The sequence below is a fragment of the Streptomyces sp. NPDC043746 genome (genome assembly GCF_056436485.1).
This window is the reverse complement of record NZ_JBWKCM010000001.1, coordinates 83129-97836: the sequence shown is the minus strand read 5'-3', so window position 1 is coordinate 97836 and position 14708 is coordinate 83129. Positions and strand designations below refer to the sequence as shown.

Sequence of the window (14708 nt, the reverse complement as noted above, 5' to 3'; positions counted from 1 at the left end):
CGGGATGAGCGGGATCGAGCAGGCCAGGAAGACGGCGGAGGCGCTGACGTACTCCTCCGGTTTCGGCAACGAGCACAGTTCGGAGGCGATCGCGGGGGCGCTGCCGCACGGCCGGAACTCGCCCCAGCGCGCGCCCCTCGGCCTCTACGCCGAGCAGCTGAGCGGCTCCGCGTTCACCGAGCCCCGCGCGGACAACCGCCGCTCCTGGCTCTACCGGATCCGCCCCTCCGCCGCCCACCCGGCCTTCACCCGGACCGGCAACGGCAATCTGCGCACGGCCCCCTTCACTGAGAGCGTGCCGGACCCGAACCGGCTCCGCTGGAACCCGCTGCCCGATCCCGCCCCCGGCACGGACTTCCTGGCCGGGCTGTGGACCCTCGGCGGCAACGGCGACGCCACCCAGCGCACCGGTATGGCGGTCCACCTCTACCACGCCAACTCCTCCATGACCGACCGGGTGTTCAGCGACTCCGACGGAGAGCTGCTGATCGTCCCGGAGCGCGGCGGACTGCTGCTCCGCACCGAGCTGGGCCTGCTGCGCGCCGAACCGGGCCATGTCGCGCTGATCCCGCGCGGGGTCCGCTTCCGGGTGGAGCTGCTGGACGAGACCGCACGCGGGTACGTCTGCGAGAACTACGGCCGCCCGTTCGCGCTCCCGGAGCTCGGGCCGATCGGCGCCAACGGCCTGGCGCACGCCCGGGACTTCCTGGCCCCCGTCGCCGCGTACGAGGCCGAGGACCGGCCGGTGGAGGTGGTCAACAAGTACTGCGGGAACCTCTGGACGGCCACGTACGGCCACTCCCCCCTCGACGTCGTCGCCTGGTACGGCACGCACACCCCGTACGTCTACGATCTGCGCCGGTTCAACGTCATCGGCACGATCAGCTACGACCACCCCGACCCCTCGATCTTCACGGTGCTGACCTCGCCGTCCGACACCCCGGGCCTGGCCGGTGTGGACTTCGTCGTCTTCGCGCCGCGCTGGCTGGTGGGCGAGGACACGTTCCGGCCGCCGTACTTCCACCGGAACGTGATGAGCGAGTACATGGGGCTGATCGAGGGCGCGTACGACGCGAAGGCGGACGGCTTCGTCCCCGGCGGCGGCTCGCTGCACACCATGATGTCGGCCCACGGACCGGACCGGGAGACCTTCGACCGGGCGAGCGCGGCGGAGCTGAAGCCGCAGAAGATCGACGACGGTCTGGCGTTCATGTTCGAGACCCGGTGGCCCATCATCGCCACCCGGCAGGCGGCCGAGGCCGACCACCTGCAGCGCGGCTACGACGACGTGTGGCAGGGTCTGAGCCGCAACTTCCGGCCGTAGGCACAGGCGGCGGCGAGCGGGCGGCGGAGCGGCCCGGAGGACGGGACGGGGACGACGTGACGGAGAGCCATGGGACGACGGGTGAGTTCGCGACGCGCGAGGACGTGGGTGCCCGTGCGGCCTCGGGGCCCGCTGGGGCCGAGGCGGGGTCCGGGACTGCCGCTCCTGGAGCCGACGTGAGCGGGACGCGTCCGTCGCCCGCCGGGTCTCCGTCGCCCGCCGGGTCTTCGGCCTCCCCGCCCTCCTTCGCCCCCGACTCGCTCGTCCTCAACCGGAAGCTGCCTCTCTGGTATCAGGTCTCCCAGTCGCTGCGCGCGTCCATACTCGGCCGTCCGCAGGACGCCTCCCTCCGGCTGCCCACCGAGGAGCAGCTCGCCACGCACTACGGCGTCAGCGTGCTCACGATGCGCCAGGCGCTGAAGGAGCTGGAGACGGAGGGGCTGATCAGCCGGCACCGGAGGCGCGGCACGTTCATCGAGCCGCGCGCCCGGCGGGCGACCCCGGTCCGGCTGCTGGGCTCGGTCGACGCGATCGTCGCCCAGCAGTCCGGGGACGCCACGACGGTCCTCGGCCACGGGGCGGTGCCGGTGCCGGGCGATCTCGCGGAGTTCTTCCCGGACTGCGGCGAGGTGGTCAGCTTCCGGCGGCTGCGCCGCGACGGCGAGAGCGGTGAGCCGACCAACTGGGCGGAGAACGCCGTACGTCCCGAGGTCGCCGCCCGGATCGACCTGGCCGACCTCGAACGCTGGCCGATGACGAAGGTGCTGCACGACATCGTGGGGGTCACGATCTCCCGGATCACCGACACGGTGGAGGCCCGGCTCGCGGACCCGGTCACCGCCGACCTCCTCCAGGTCCCGCTGCTGAGCCCGATCCTGCACTACACGGGCGTCACGTACGACGAGAAGGGCCGCGTGGTGGATGTGGCCCGGATCCGCTACCGGGGCGACCGGTTCTCCTTCTCCGTGACGGTGGAGGCCCGCTGACCCGTCCCCCTGGGGTACCGCCCCGCCGTTACGATGCGAACGGGTCACGGCGGCCCCGTTCACGGCGGACAGGGGAGGACGGCTCGGTGGCAGCGCGCAGGACGGCGACTGCGAAGGCTACGGACGCGGCTACGGCCACGGGCTCCCCGCACCACCTGGAGCTGGACGAGCTGATGCCGTGGTCGGTACGCCCCCTGAGGACCGGCCGTTCCTGGGTGCGCGGCCCCGACCCCGCCGCGCTCCGCGCCCGCTGGGAGCGGCTGGCCGCCGCCGAAGGGGCCGAGCAGGAGCGGCTGTTCCGCCCGAGCCGCTCCCGTACGCCGCACACAGCCGTCGCCGCCCTGCCCGGCCGGTCCGCCACCGCCACCGCCACCGGGGCCCCTGCCGGCACCGGCCGCTTCGCGCGGGAGCCGGGGGGCTGCCCCGATCCCGTACGGATTCTGCACGGTCCGTTCGACGAGCAGTGGCTGCTCCCCGACCACCGGCTGATCGACGCGGCCCGCCCCGAGCTGTGGCGGGTCAGCGACGAACGGCAGCTCTTCGCGGTCGAACACGGTTACGTGCCCCACGCCACCGGGTCCGGGCCCGCCCTGTCGGTGACCCATCTGCTCCCCGACGGGCACTCCCCCGCCGGGCGGCCGGGCCGGATCAGGCCGCTCTACCGGCGGCCCGGCGCCGCCGACCCCAATCTGGCCCCGGGGCTCCTGGCCGTGGTGCGGGCACGGCTGGACCCGGAGGCCACCCCCGAGGCCGTCCTCGCCTGGACCCTGGCCGCCGCGGTGCCCACCCCCGTCGGCTGCCGGGTCCCGCTGCCCGCCGATGCCGAGGTGTGGGCTGCCGGGGTGGAGCTGGGCGAGGAGCTGGTGCGGCTCCAGCTGCGCGGGGCCCGGGGCGGGGAGCGGCCCCGGCTGCCGGGCGGGCGCAGGCCCTACGTCCGGGCGGCGCTCCCGGCCCGGCCGCCCGGGATCGCGTACGACGCGGAGGCCGAGGCGCTGGTCATCGGGGAGGGCCGGATCTCGCCGGTTCCGGCGGCGGCCTGGGGGTTCACGGTGAGCGGGGTGCGGGTGCTGGAGCTGTGGTTCGGCCGCCGGGCGGCGGCCGCGGTGGGCGCGGTGCCCGAGGGGGCGGACGCGGACGGGCTCGACGCGGTGGGGGCGCGCGGGTGGAGGCCCGAGTGGACCTCGGAGCTGCTGGAGCTGATCACCGTACTGGCCCTGCTGGACGGGGTGCGGCCCCGGCGGGAGGCGCTGGCGGCCCGGCTGGAGGGGGCGGCGGCGCCCCTGATCTCCCGGGAGGAGCTGCGGGCGGCCGGGGTGCTGCCGGTGCCCGTCTCCGCACGGCGCCCGGCCTCGGTCCTCGGCCACCAGGAGGAGGGCCCGGAGGGGCAGTTCGCGCTGCTGTGAGGAACGCGGGCCCGCCGCGAGCGGCGGGAGGGGTGACAGATCCGCCGGTCACACGGTATGCACGGGGCCATGGATACCTCGCCCCTCCCCCTCGACGGCATCACGGTGGTGGCCGTCGAGCAGGCCGTCGCCGCCCCCTTCGCCACCCGCCAGCTCGCCGACCTCGGGGCCAGGGTGATCAAGGTGGAGCGCCCGGACGGCGGTGACTTCGCGCGCGGATACGACACGGCGGCCCGGGGCCTCGCCTCGCACTTCGTCTGGTGCAACCGGGGCAAGGAGTCGCTGGCCGTCGATCTGAAGGACCCGCGCGGGCTGGCGGTGGTGCGTGAACTGGTCGCCGGGGCCGATGTGTTCGTACAGAATCTGGCGCAGGGCGCGGCGGCCCGGCTCGGTCTGGACGCCGCGGCGCTCTGTGCGGCGCACCCGCGGCTGGTGGCCGTGGACATCTCCGGGTACGGGGAGGGCGGACCGTACGCGCACAAGCGGGCGTACGACATGCTCGTGCAGTGCGAGGCGGGGCTGGTCTCGGTGACCGGGACCGCCGGACAGCCGGTGAAGGCAGGCATTCCGGCGGCGGACATCGCGGCGGCCATGTACGCGTTCTCCGGGGTGCTGGCGGCGCTGCTGCGACGCGGGACCACCGGGCGCGGCGGGCCGGTGGAGGTCTCCATGCTGGACGCGCTGGCCGAGTGGATGGGCCACCCGCTGCACCAGGGGATGCACGGGTCCGCGACCCCGCCGCGTACCGGGCTCGCGCACTCGGTGATCACGCCGTACGACGCGTACGGCACGGCCGACGGCGAGCGGGTGCTGCTCTCGGTGCAGAACGACCGGGAGTGGCGGCGGCTGGCCGAACGGGTGCTCGGTGAGCCGGAGTTGGCGGACGATCCGGAGTTCGCGACGAACACCGCCCGGACCGCGAACCGGAAGCGGACCGACGAGGTGGTGGGGCGGGCGCTGGCCCGGCTGACGGTCCGTGAGGCGCTGCACGCGCTGGAGGCGGCGGGGATCGCGTGCGCCCGGCTGAACACGGTGGCCGATGTCGCGGCGCATCCGCAGCTGGCGGCGCGGGACCGGTGGCGGGAAGTGGATTCACCGGTGGGGCCGTTGCGGGCGCTGCTGCCGCCGATCACGCTGCCGGGCGGGGCGGAGCCCCGGATGGGTCCCGTACCGGCACTGGGGGAACACACCGACGCGTTGCTGCGGTCCCTGGGGATGACGGACGAACAGACGGCGCTGCTGCGCCGGGACGGGGTGGTCGCCTGATCCGTCGGCGGTGGCGAGGGGTCCGAGCGGTAGGGCCGCCCCGAGCGGCGGGCCGGCCCCATGGCGGACGCGTCGTCGATGAAGGTCGTGGCGCCGTGGACGACGACGGGTGTGCCGTCGATGACGGACGGCGTGTCGCCGGAGACGGCTGATGCCCCGCCGCCCGCGGTCGACGCGGCGTCGGTCAGTGGCGGCTGCCGAAGAGCGAGCGCCGCAGTCGCCGCAGCGGGGCGAAGAGCGACACACGGGCGCTCCTGCTCCGTCGGCTGTGCGCGACATCACGCGAGGTCAGCTCACGCATCAGCAGCGTCGCTTCCGCCGCCTCGCGCTGCGGCACGACAGGGCCGCCGAGCACCGCGAGATGGCGGTCGAGGCGCGTACTGGTCGCACCGCTTCCACAGGTGATGGCAGGCACCCGCGGCCTGCTCCGCACCGTTATCTGTTCCATGTCACTCCCCACCCGTACGAGGGCACCCGGTCCGGGCAGGTTAACCCTATCGCCCCACGGTGACACACGGGTATCCCGCCCGCAGGATCGAGCACACGCATACGGAGGTTGACGACCAGTTACCGAATTCGCCTGATTCCCGGGCGACTTCGGACAGTTCGGATGGGCCGTTCGACGGTGCGGGAGACCCCGGAAGCCGGGGCCTCCCGCACAGAGGGGCGGTTGGCGGCGCAACTACCGCGTCAGGCAGCCGACTTGAAGACCGGCAGATAGCCACCCGACTGCCCGGCGGCGGTGGGGTGGTAGGACTCACCGATGTTGAGCCAGTTCACGCTGTGCAACCAGGAGTTGCTGGAGCAGATCTCGTGACCGGTGAAGGCCCCCCTGACATCACCGAAGGTGAAGCCGTGGTCGGCGGCGCGCTTGGCGGTGGCGGTGTTGAGGTGGTCGGAGGCGGCGTTGATGGCGGAGCGCTCCCGCTCGCTGAGGCCGGCCACACAGGTGCCGCTCAGCTGGTAGAAGCGCGGGTAGCCGAGGACGACGACCCGGGCGTTGGGGGCCTTGGCCCTGATGGCGCTGTACACGGAGTCGAGCCGGCCGGGCAGGGTCGAGTCGACGTAGGCGCGGGCGGTGGCGACGCGGTTCAGACAGGTGGCCTCGGACTGCAGGACACAGGTCGTCATGACGTCCGCGAAGCCCGCGTCGTTGCCTCCGACGGAGATGGAGACCAGATCGGTGGAGGCGTTGAGCGGCCCGAGCTGACTGCTCGTGACGTCGTTGGTGCGGGCGCCGGAGCAGGCGGTGAAGGCGAAGCTGGACGGGGAGTTGGCGTTGGCCCAGAGCCGGGGGTAGGCACGGGTGCTGCGCTTGCAGTTGCCGCTGGCGCTGTCGTAGCTGCCGGCGCCGACGCCGGAGGAGTACGAGTCGCCGAGGGCGACGTAGTCGACGGCCTTGACCGACGAGTCGGCGTTCGCGATCCCCGCACCGGTCAGGGCGAGGGCGGCACCGAGCAGGAGCGAGGACGAGAACGCCACAAGTCTGGACATCTTCATGGGGGCACTCCTTGGGGTGGGGGGAGTCGGTGAGCAGGGGGGTATCTGCGCTACTCCGTAGTAGCAGGGCACCGGACCGACTGGAAGTGTTCATGCCAAAAATTAGTTCCGAGTGCTTCCGCCCGCCGTCCTGAGTTCAACGCGCGCGCCGTGGAGCGCCGGTGCCGTTCCGTCACTTCCGGGGCGGTTCGCCCACCGGGGGAAACCCGGTGCACGGGGTGGCCCCGTGCCGGATCATGGGCGCCATGCCAGCCAACCCCGAATCCGCTCTGCCGATCCGGCTCAACGTCGACGACAGCGATTCGCCGTCCGACGTCGTCGACGCGCTCTTCCTCGGCCGCTTCGCGACGGGCGAGCAGCCGTACTCCCACAGCTCCTCCCTCGACCGGGTCAAGGCCGGGGCGGCCCTGCTGCCCCCGCACGCCGCGGTGCTGCGGTCCGCCCGCGACGACGACCGCAGCGCCACGCTGGCCGAGGGCGACGGCTGGACCCTGCTGGTCTCGCGGTGGAAGCACGGCGCGGACGTCACGGTCACCGCGACCAGCCCCGAGCTGGCGGCGAAGGTCCTCGGCCAGGCGACCGACGGCGCCCAGGACGAGCCGGAACCGCAGCCCGACAACGTGGCCATGGGCTTCTGGTACGTCTCCCCGCGCCGCGGCCCCTACCGCACCACCCGGCAGATCACCGCCGGGAGCTGGGACGAGATCCGCCCCAACTACACCGCCCCGGTGGCCGACGCCATGGACCGGCTGATGAAGGTCACCCCGGACGACATCGCGGGCCGGCTGCTCCTCCTGCACGGACCGCCGGGCACCGGCAAGACATCGGCGCTGCGCACACTGGCCCGCTCCTGGCGGGACTGGTGCCAGGTCGACTGCGTGCTGGACCCGGAGCGGCTCTTCAACGACGTCGGCTATCTCATGGACATCGCGATCGGCGAGGACGACGGCTCGGCGAAGAGCCGGTGGCGGCTGCTGCTCCTGGAGGACTGCGACGAGCTGATCCGGGGCGAGGCCCGGCACACGGCGGGCCAGGCGCTCTCCCGGCTGCTGAACCTGACGGACGGCCTGCTCGGCCAGGGCCGGAACGTGCTGGTGGGGGTCACCACCAACGAGGACCTGGAGCGGCTGCACCCGGCAGTCGTCCGCCCGGGCCGTTGCCTGGCCCGGATCGAGGTGGGACCGCTGACGCGCCGGGAGTCGGTGGCCTGGCTGGGCACGGAGGAGGGCGTGGGCCGCGAGGGCAGCTCGCTCGCGGAGCTGTACGCCCTGCGCCGGGGCACCGGCCCCGCGTCCGTGCCGAAGCAGGACGCGGGCGCGGACGCGGGTCTGTATCTGTAGGAGCGGATACGGGGGCGGGCTCCGGGAGGGGTACGGGGGCACGATCCGCGGCGCACACGAGGGCGGGCGCGGGCGCCTCCGCTGTGAGGGGCGCCGGGTCCCCCCACCGCAGCGCGTCCCCTCGGCGCGCCCGTCACCTCAGCGTGCGTACGCCGCCCGTACCGCGTCCTGGGCGAGCGCGAGTGCCCTCTCCCGGGAGAGCCCGAGCCGCTGGGCGGCCTCCGCGTAGCTCTGGGCCGCGGCGGCGGCCTTCTGCTCGGCGGCTCCCCCGGCGGCCGCGACGAAGCTCCCGTTGCGCCCCCGGGTCTCGATCACCCCGTCGGCCTCCAGCGCGCGGTAGGCCTTGGCCACGGTGTTGGCGGCGAGGCCCAGCTCCTCGGCGAAGCCGCGCACGGTCGGGAGCCGGTGGCCGACGGGAAGCGCACCGGAGCGGGCCAGTTCGGAGAGCTGGAGGCGCAGTTGCTCGTACGGGGCGATGCCGGAGTCCGGGTCCAGGACGATCTTCTCAGTCACCCGCCGATTGTCCCCCACGGACCCCCTCGGGGACGGCCCGGCGAACGGAGCGCCCGCGCCCCCACGGCCGGAAAAGGGGAGGCGGTCGTGGCAGGGCCGCGCGTAACCTCCGCCGCATGACAGTGATTGTGCGCGATTTCCGGCCGTCCGACGCCGAGGCGTGGACCCGCGTCCGGCGGGCGGTGGTCCCGTATCTGGTCACCACCCCCGAGCAGGTCACCCACGACCTGGCACACGCCAACCCGGACCGGCACTACCGGCTGCTGGTGGCGGAGCGGGACGGCGAGATCGTCGGCACCGCGCAGGCCGGCATCGCCCACGACAGCCCGGCGCCGGGGCAGGGGTTCTGCACCCCGCACGTCCTGCCCGGCCACACCGGCCGCGGGGCGGGCTCACTGCTGCTGAGCACAGCGGAGGAACATCTCGCGCAGGCCGGAGCCACGGTCGTGCACGCCTGGGTGCTGGACACGCCGGAGAACCTGGAGTTCGCGCGCGCCCGGGACTACCGGCCGGGCCGCTCCGCCCACTTCCAGCACCTGGATCTGGCGGGCGGAACCCTGCCCCCGCTCCAGGAGGTCCCGGCAGGCGTCGAGCTGAGGCCGGGGTCCGCGTTCGACGACGACCCGCGGCCGCTCTTCGAGGCGGACGCCCAGGTGACGCTGGACGAGCCGAGCGACATCCCCACCGAACTGGACGACTACGAGGACTGGCTGACGAACATCTGGCGCCACCCGGCCTTCGACGCCGCGCTGACCACGGTGGCCCTGGTGGACGGCCAGGTGGCGGCCTTCAGCGCGGCGGGCACCGACGGGGAGCGGACGTACTCCAGCAACATGACCGGCACCCTGCGGGCCTTCCGGGGGCGGGGCCTGGCCAAGCTGGCGAAGAACGACTCGCTGCACCGGGCGCGGGCGGCCGGATACACGGACGCCTACACCTCCAACGACACGGGCAACGGCCCGATGCTCGCCATCAACAAGTGGTTCGGCTACACGGTCCGCGCCACGGAGGTCCGCCATGCCCGCACCCTCGGCTGAACCCGGCACACCCAGCTCCCGGCAGCCCGTGGTCGTCGCCCTGACGAAGGCGGGCCGTACCAAGATCAGGTATCCGGCGGAGCCGGTACGCGACGACGGCACCCGGATCACCGTTCGGGCACCCTGGGCCGCGCCGGGGGTCCGGGACTTCGGCTTCGTACGGTTCGAGCCGGGCGATGTCCTCACCGAGCACTACTGGCGGGACCGGTGGTACGCGGTGAAGGAGGTGCGCACCGGGGGCGGCGGGCTGAAGGGCTGGTACTGCGACATCACCCGGCCCGCGGTCCTGGCCGGCGGGGTGCTGACGGTCGAGGATCTGGACCTGGATCTGTGGGTGTCGGCGGACGGCTCCTGCGTACTGCGGCTGGACGAGGACGAGTTCGCGGCGAGCGGCCTGGCCGGGCGTGACCCCGAGGCGGCCGGCGCGGCGACCGCCGCCCTGGACGCGCTGGAACGGCTGGCCCGGACGGAGGACCTGAAGGGGTTCAGGGACCTGCTGACCTGATCGCACCGCACGCCTGCGCCCGCCGACGGGGCCTCAGGGTCCGGCCCCGGACTCCACCACCAGCTCCACCTCGTACCCCGCGCCGTCCTCCAGACGGACGGCGTGGTGGCCGTCCCCACCGGCGTACGGGTGGCGGTCGGGGTGCGGCAGGCGCCAGCCGTACGCCGGGGCCTTTGCCGCCAGGGAGTCCAGCGCGGCCCGGTCCGCGACATGGAACGCCAGGTGGTTGAGGCCCGGACGGCGGCGGTCGTGGTGGCCGGCGGAGATGTCCGGGGACTGTTCGAGGACCACATAGGTCTCCCCTCGCCGCCAGCTACGGCCGTGCGGCCAGCGCTGGTAGGGGAGATGGCCGAGCCGCTCCAGCAGCCACCCCCAGCTCCGCTCGGCGGCCGCCAGCTCCGGCACCCCCAGCTCGATGTGGTGGACCTGGCCGGTCCGCTCGCCGGCGGACGGCAGGGCCACGGCCCGCCGGGGGCCGTCCGGCCGGTGGGCGATCGGGTCGCCGTCCTCGTGCCAGTGCATCAGGAAGTGCTCGCCCGACCGGTAACCGTCCAGGCCCGCACGGCAGTAGGCGACCATGTCGTCCGGGAGGGCGTCCAGCGGGAACCAGTCCAGCTCGGAGCACTTCTCCGGCTCCGCGTTGCGCGGCGGGCGCTCCTCGTCGTACTCCGCGAGGAAGAACCACCCCATGCGCGCCCCACCGCCCGGCCCGCGGTGCTGCATCACGAGGGCGACCCGCACCTCGTCCGGGTCCAGGACGACACCGATCTCCTCGGCGGCCTCCCGGATCATCGCCTCGCGCACGTCCTCGCCGTCCTCCGCGTGGCCGGAGGGCAGGTGCAGCAGGCCGTCCGCGTATCCGGTGCCGGCGCGGCGGGCGAGCAGGACGTCCGGGCCCCGGCGCAGGATCAGGTGGACGTCGACGACCTCGGTGTGGCGCCGGGGCGGCTCGGCGCGGGCTACCAGGGCGTACCGCTCGTCGTCCACCTCCTTGCCCCACAGCCGAGCGTCACCCGCCAGATCCTCGTGGTGGACACGCTCGGTGTGCGCGGCGAGCAGGGCGGTGAGCCTGGCGGCGGAGAGCCCGACGCCACCCCCCGCCCCCTCGATCAGGACCAGCCGCCCGCCGGGCTTCAGCAGGCCGAACCAGTGCTCCAGGGCGGCCACCGGATCGGGCAGCAGCCGGACGACGTGCCGGGCCACGATCACGTCGAACGCCCGCTCCCCCACCGGCGGCCGGGCCGCGTCCCCCACCAGGACCTCCGCCCCGGTCCCGGCGAGCTCGGCGCGGGCCAGCTCGGCCGTCCGGGGCGACCGGTCCACGGCGGTGACCCGGTGCCCCTGCCCGGCGACGAGCAGCGAGAGGCTCCCCGTACCGCACCCGAGATCCAGCACATCGCCGCGGGTGGCGGGCAGCCAGCTCTCCAGCCGGTGGGCCCACGCATCGCGTACGACAGGGTCGAGCAGCCCGTGGCCGGGCTCCTCGTCGAAGGATCCGGCAGCCGCGTCCCAGTCGGTCGTCGTCATGCCGCCGATACTCCCAGCCACCACGGACAGGGGCGGTCCTCCCGGCCTCCTTTCGGCCGTTCTGCCTCCGCACGAGGGCCAGCCGGTACACCGGCGGCCCGGCACAGCCGCTCCGTGCCGGGCGGGTGCGCGACGCGGCGGCACGGCGCTCTGCTCGTGGACGGGGTGCGCGGGAAAGGCGGTGGGCCGGGCCCCGCACGCCGAGTGCGGGGCCCGGCGGCGGCGCCTCCCGTCCGCGGGAGGGGGCGGGTCAGCCGGTCACCGTGGTGACGTCGTCGCGCAGGTGCCGCCGTTCAGCCTGAAGACCCGGGGGTCGTGGACGAGACCGGTGGGCCGGCCGTTGAAGCCGAACCGCACGGTGCCCCCGGGGGCGACCGCGGCGTTCCAGGCCAGGGCTTCGGCCGCGGCCCGCGGGCCGGTCTGCCGGATGTCGGCGCCCCAGGTGTCGGTCACCCGCTGCTGGTCGGCGAAGGTCCAGTCGAGCCGCCAGGACGCGAGGGGGCGGTCCCCGGTGTTCTTCACGGCGACCTGGGTGGTGAAGCCGTTGCTCCAGCGCTGTGAGGTGTAGGTCACCTCGCACTGGGCCCGCACGGGCTCACCGCCGCCCAGATCGTCGACGTAGGAGGCGATCCAGGCGAGTGGGGCGTTCCAGTTGATGGTGATCTCGTTGGTGGCCCAGGACTCGATGTCGTCGATGTAGCACATCGCCGGTGCGCAGCCCTTCAGTCTGGCCTGGGCGACCGGGTCCTCGATCGACGCGTTGGGGCCCCCGGCCAGCGATCCGGGTGCGGGGTTCGGCAGGGCCGGGTCGAGCTGGTTGGCCCAGAAGCGGTGGTGCTGGTTGCGCGCGTCCCGCTCGCCGTACCCGGTGACGTACGACTGGTTCAGCGGGTTGCGGCCCAGCAGGTAGTCGAGTCCGCGCAGTACGGCGTCACGGTAGGCGGTCCGTCCGGTCAGGTCGTGCGCGGAGCCCAGGACGACCATGTTGTTGGCGACCTGGCTGTTCGAGCCCCATACGTAGTGCCCGCCGTCGGGTGCGTAGGGGAGTCCGTACGCGGCCCGGGCCGAGTCGGCCGCGTAGCCGTCGGCCGCCTCGGTCACCGTGGCGCGTACCGTGGCGAGCTGGTCGGCGGACAGTCCGCCCGGGACGCTCGCGAGGTTCAGGGCGCCCAGCCCGGCGACCGAGCCCCACGACATTCCGCCGCGCGGGAAGACCGCGTCGGTGTCGCCGTGCAGCGGGGAGCGGAGGATCTCCGTGCGGTAGGTCTCCTCGCCGGTGGTGAGGAAGAGTTCGGCCGCCGCCCAGTAGAACTCGTCCCGCACGTCGTCGTCGCTGTAGGCGCCGCCGCCCGTGCCGTCCTGCGGATCGGCGAGGATGTCCGGGTGGCTCTTGGCCGCTGCCCACGCGGACCGCGCGGCCGACCGGCACCGCTCGGCGAAGCCGGGGTCATGGACCTGGAAGAGGCGGGCGCACTGGGCGGCGGTGGCCGCCAGGTTGAGAGTGGCCGCCGTGGTCGGCGGGTGCAGCTCCCGGGGCTGGGGGTCCCGGTCGGGCCGCAGCGGCAGTCCGGTCCACTCCTTGTCGTGCAGCTTGTGGTGGGCCATGCCGGCGAGGGGCTCGCCCGCGGGGACCTGCATCCGCATGAGGAATTCCAGCTGCCAGCGCGCCTCGTCGAGGATGTCGGGCGTTCCGTTCCCGTGCTCGGGCAGCCGGAGCTTCCCGTCACCGAGCGGCCCGGCGTCGGCGGTCGGCGCGTACAGGGTCCGTTCGTACGTGGACATCAACTGGGCCACCGCTATGCCGCCGTTGACCACGTACTTGCCGTGGTCTCCGGCGTCGTACCAACCGCCCCTCGCGTCGAGGCGGTAGTCGCACACGCCCGGTTGGCAGGGCACGTCGGCGTCGCCCTGATTGGGGCTCACCCCGATGTGGCCGGCCGGCCGCGCGTAGCGCTCGCCCACGATGTCCGCGTCGATCTCGATGCCGCTGCGGTTGTGGTAGAAGTACGCGAGCGCGTCGGTGCGCAGCGAGGCGTAGAGGTCGTCGCCGATGGCGAACGGTTCGCTCCGTTCCCCCGCGACCGTGACGGTGTACCCCTCCCCGGCGGCGGTCACCGCGGTGAAGTCGATGGTGTGGACGTGTTGCCGCGAGGTGGGGTCCGTGCCCGCCGGGGTGGTGGTGCCGTCGGCCACGCGTGCGCCTGCGGCCGATTCGAGCGTCCAGCGCAGCGGTTCGGTCGCGTCGCTGACGACGGTTCCGCTCTTGGGGCCGTGGGTGAGGTAGCCGACCTGGTTGACCCGGACCGGCGATCCGGTGTCCGGTTCGTACGGCGGCGGCGCGCTCCCGCCGCGCAGCGACACGTCGTCGACGCAGAAGGTGATGGGCTCGGCGCTGCCCCCGATCTGGAAGACGAGCTGGGCCGCGCCGTGGTCGGCTCCCGCCGTGAAGGTCTCCGTGACCCGTGCGGCGCTCGTCCCGATCTGCTGGGCGGCGGCCAGCTCGGTGGTCCAGGGTTCGGTCGCCATCTGGACGTTGGTGCGGATGGTGACGGGCGCGGTGGACGTCGCCGTGTAGCTCAGGGTGTAGGCCGCACCGGCGGTGAGGGGGAGACCGTTCTGTCCGACGATGGCGTCCCAGGGGTTGGCCGTGCCCGCGGGTACGTCGGCACACAGGCGCCCGTCCGAGACGGCGACGGGGCTGTTGGCCGTCGACCACCAGGGGGCGGTGCCGGCGGAGAAGTCCCCGTTGACGATGAGTTCGGGGGCCTCGTCGAGGGGCTGGACCGCGTCGGCGGGCGCGGCGAGGGCACCGGCCATCAGGCAGGCGGTGGCTGCTATGCCCGCTAAGGCGCTGACGCGTCGGGAGCGGCCCGGGCGGGGGTACGGACGGGGCACGGGAGACGAGGATGGCGGCACGCTGACGTCCTTTGGGTGTGAGGGAAGGGCAGGGGGTGACCGGTTGCACCGGCACCGCCCCCGGTGACGCATGCGAGTGGGAGCGCTCCCAAATCTGCGGTCCGCAGGGCGCACCGTCAAGCGGTTGCACAGGATTCGCCGCCCGCCGGGCATGCGGCGAGGGTGGCTCCAGAACCTCCGAGCCCCCACCAGCCGCACATCGGTCCGCGTGAACCATTTCGTCCGACGGGTTGTCAGGGGCACGGCAATACTCCTATGGTCCGTAGTGCCTACACATGGGAGCGCTCCCAGATGCAAGCGGCGGGCGCTCCCCGCTTCCTCGATCGCCCCTCCGGCCGTCTTCCGTGCAGAGGTCCCGATGCGAGCGTCACCGCGCCTCCGTGCCGTGCCC

12 protein-coding genes are annotated in these 14708 nt (G+C 73.7%); 7 read left to right on the top strand and 5 right to left on the bottom strand.

Going from position 1 to position 14708, the window contains the following annotated elements:
- The first annotated feature begins 4 nt into the window (after window positions 1-4).
- The 4 genes from hmgA (at window position 5) to AC0682_RS00435 (ending at window position 4979) form a co-directional block, all read left to right on the top strand.
- Window positions 5-1324, top strand: a complete 1320-nt coding sequence (hmgA, locus tag AC0682_RS00450) for a homogentisate 1,2-dioxygenase (RefSeq protein WP_478530494.1) — start codon at window positions 5-7, stop codon at window positions 1322-1324.
- Window positions 1325-1500: 176 nt separating this feature from the next.
- A complete protein-coding gene (locus AC0682_RS00445; RefSeq protein WP_478530217.1) occupies window positions 1501-2310 on the top strand; it encodes a GntR family transcriptional regulator in 810 nt (269 codons plus the stop codon).
- 86 nt (window positions 2311-2396) lie between these two features.
- Entirely contained in the window at window positions 2397-3713 is a 1317-nt protein-coding gene (locus tag AC0682_RS00440; RefSeq protein ID WP_478530215.1) for a type ISP restriction/modification enzyme, read from the top strand.
- A 69-nt stretch (window positions 3714-3782) separates the two neighbouring features.
- Window positions 3783-4979 carry a CaiB/BaiF CoA transferase family protein gene (locus AC0682_RS00435; RefSeq protein ID WP_478530213.1) on the top strand — a complete coding sequence of 399 codons (1197 nt, stop codon included), beginning with the start codon at window positions 3783-3785 and terminating at the stop codon, window positions 4977-4979.
- A 184-nt stretch (window positions 4980-5163) separates the two neighbouring features.
- Here AC0682_RS00435 and AC0682_RS00430 read toward each other — a convergent pair whose 3' ends face one another.
- Together AC0682_RS00430 and AC0682_RS00425 are read right to left on the bottom strand one after the other, a co-directional pair.
- Window positions 5164-5427 carry a hypothetical protein gene (locus AC0682_RS00430; RefSeq protein WP_478530211.1) on the bottom strand — a complete coding sequence of 88 codons (264 nt, stop codon included), beginning with the start codon at window positions 5425-5427 and terminating at the stop codon, window positions 5164-5166.
- Between the two features lie 242 nt (window positions 5428-5669).
- Window positions 5670-6479: an SGNH/GDSL hydrolase family protein gene (locus AC0682_RS00425; RefSeq protein WP_478530209.1), complete on the bottom strand. Its 810-nt coding sequence runs from the start codon at window positions 6477-6479 to the stop codon at window positions 5670-5672.
- A gap of 245 nt (window positions 6480-6724) precedes the next feature.
- Here AC0682_RS00425 and AC0682_RS00420 point away from each other — a divergent pair, with 245 nt between their 5' ends.
- On the top strand, window positions 6725-7819 hold the full coding sequence (locus tag AC0682_RS00420; protein WP_478530207.1) for a DUF5925 domain-containing protein: 1095 nt from the start codon (window positions 6725-6727) through the stop codon (window positions 7817-7819).
- 138 nt (window positions 7820-7957) lie between these two features.
- Here the strand turns inward: AC0682_RS00420 and AC0682_RS00415 are convergent, their stop codons facing one another.
- Window positions 7958-8332 (bottom strand): GntR family transcriptional regulator, encoded by a 375-nt coding sequence (locus tag AC0682_RS00415; RefSeq protein ID WP_478530206.1) that lies wholly within the window; start codon window positions 8330-8332, stop codon window positions 7958-7960.
- Between the two features lie 116 nt (window positions 8333-8448).
- On the opposite strand from AC0682_RS00415, the gene AC0682_RS00410 reads away from it, so the two are divergent.
- Together AC0682_RS00410 and AC0682_RS00405 are read left to right on the top strand one after the other, a co-directional pair.
- A complete protein-coding gene (locus tag AC0682_RS00410) occupies window positions 8449-9369 on the top strand; it encodes an N-acetyltransferase family protein (protein ID WP_478530205.1) in 921 nt (306 codons plus the stop codon).
- Window positions 9350-9874 (top strand): ribonuclease FAU-1 family protein, encoded by a 525-nt coding sequence (locus AC0682_RS00405; protein WP_478530203.1) that lies wholly within the window; start codon window positions 9350-9352, stop codon window positions 9872-9874. Before AC0682_RS00410 ends, AC0682_RS00405 begins: the two co-directional genes overlap by 20 nt.
- A 33-nt stretch (window positions 9875-9907) precedes the next feature.
- Here the strand turns inward: AC0682_RS00405 and AC0682_RS00400 are convergent, their stop codons facing one another.
- Both AC0682_RS00400 and AC0682_RS00395 read right to left on the bottom strand, forming a co-directional pair.
- Window positions 9908-11401 (bottom strand): methyltransferase domain-containing protein, encoded by a 1494-nt coding sequence (locus AC0682_RS00400; RefSeq protein ID WP_478530201.1) that lies wholly within the window; start codon window positions 11399-11401, stop codon window positions 9908-9910.
- A 258-nt stretch (window positions 11402-11659) separates the two neighbouring features.
- Window positions 11660-14218, bottom strand: a complete 2559-nt coding sequence (locus AC0682_RS00395; protein ID WP_478530199.1) for a glycoside hydrolase family 9 protein — start codon at window positions 14216-14218, stop codon at window positions 11660-11662.
- Between the last annotated feature and the right edge of the window lie 490 nt (window positions 14219-14708).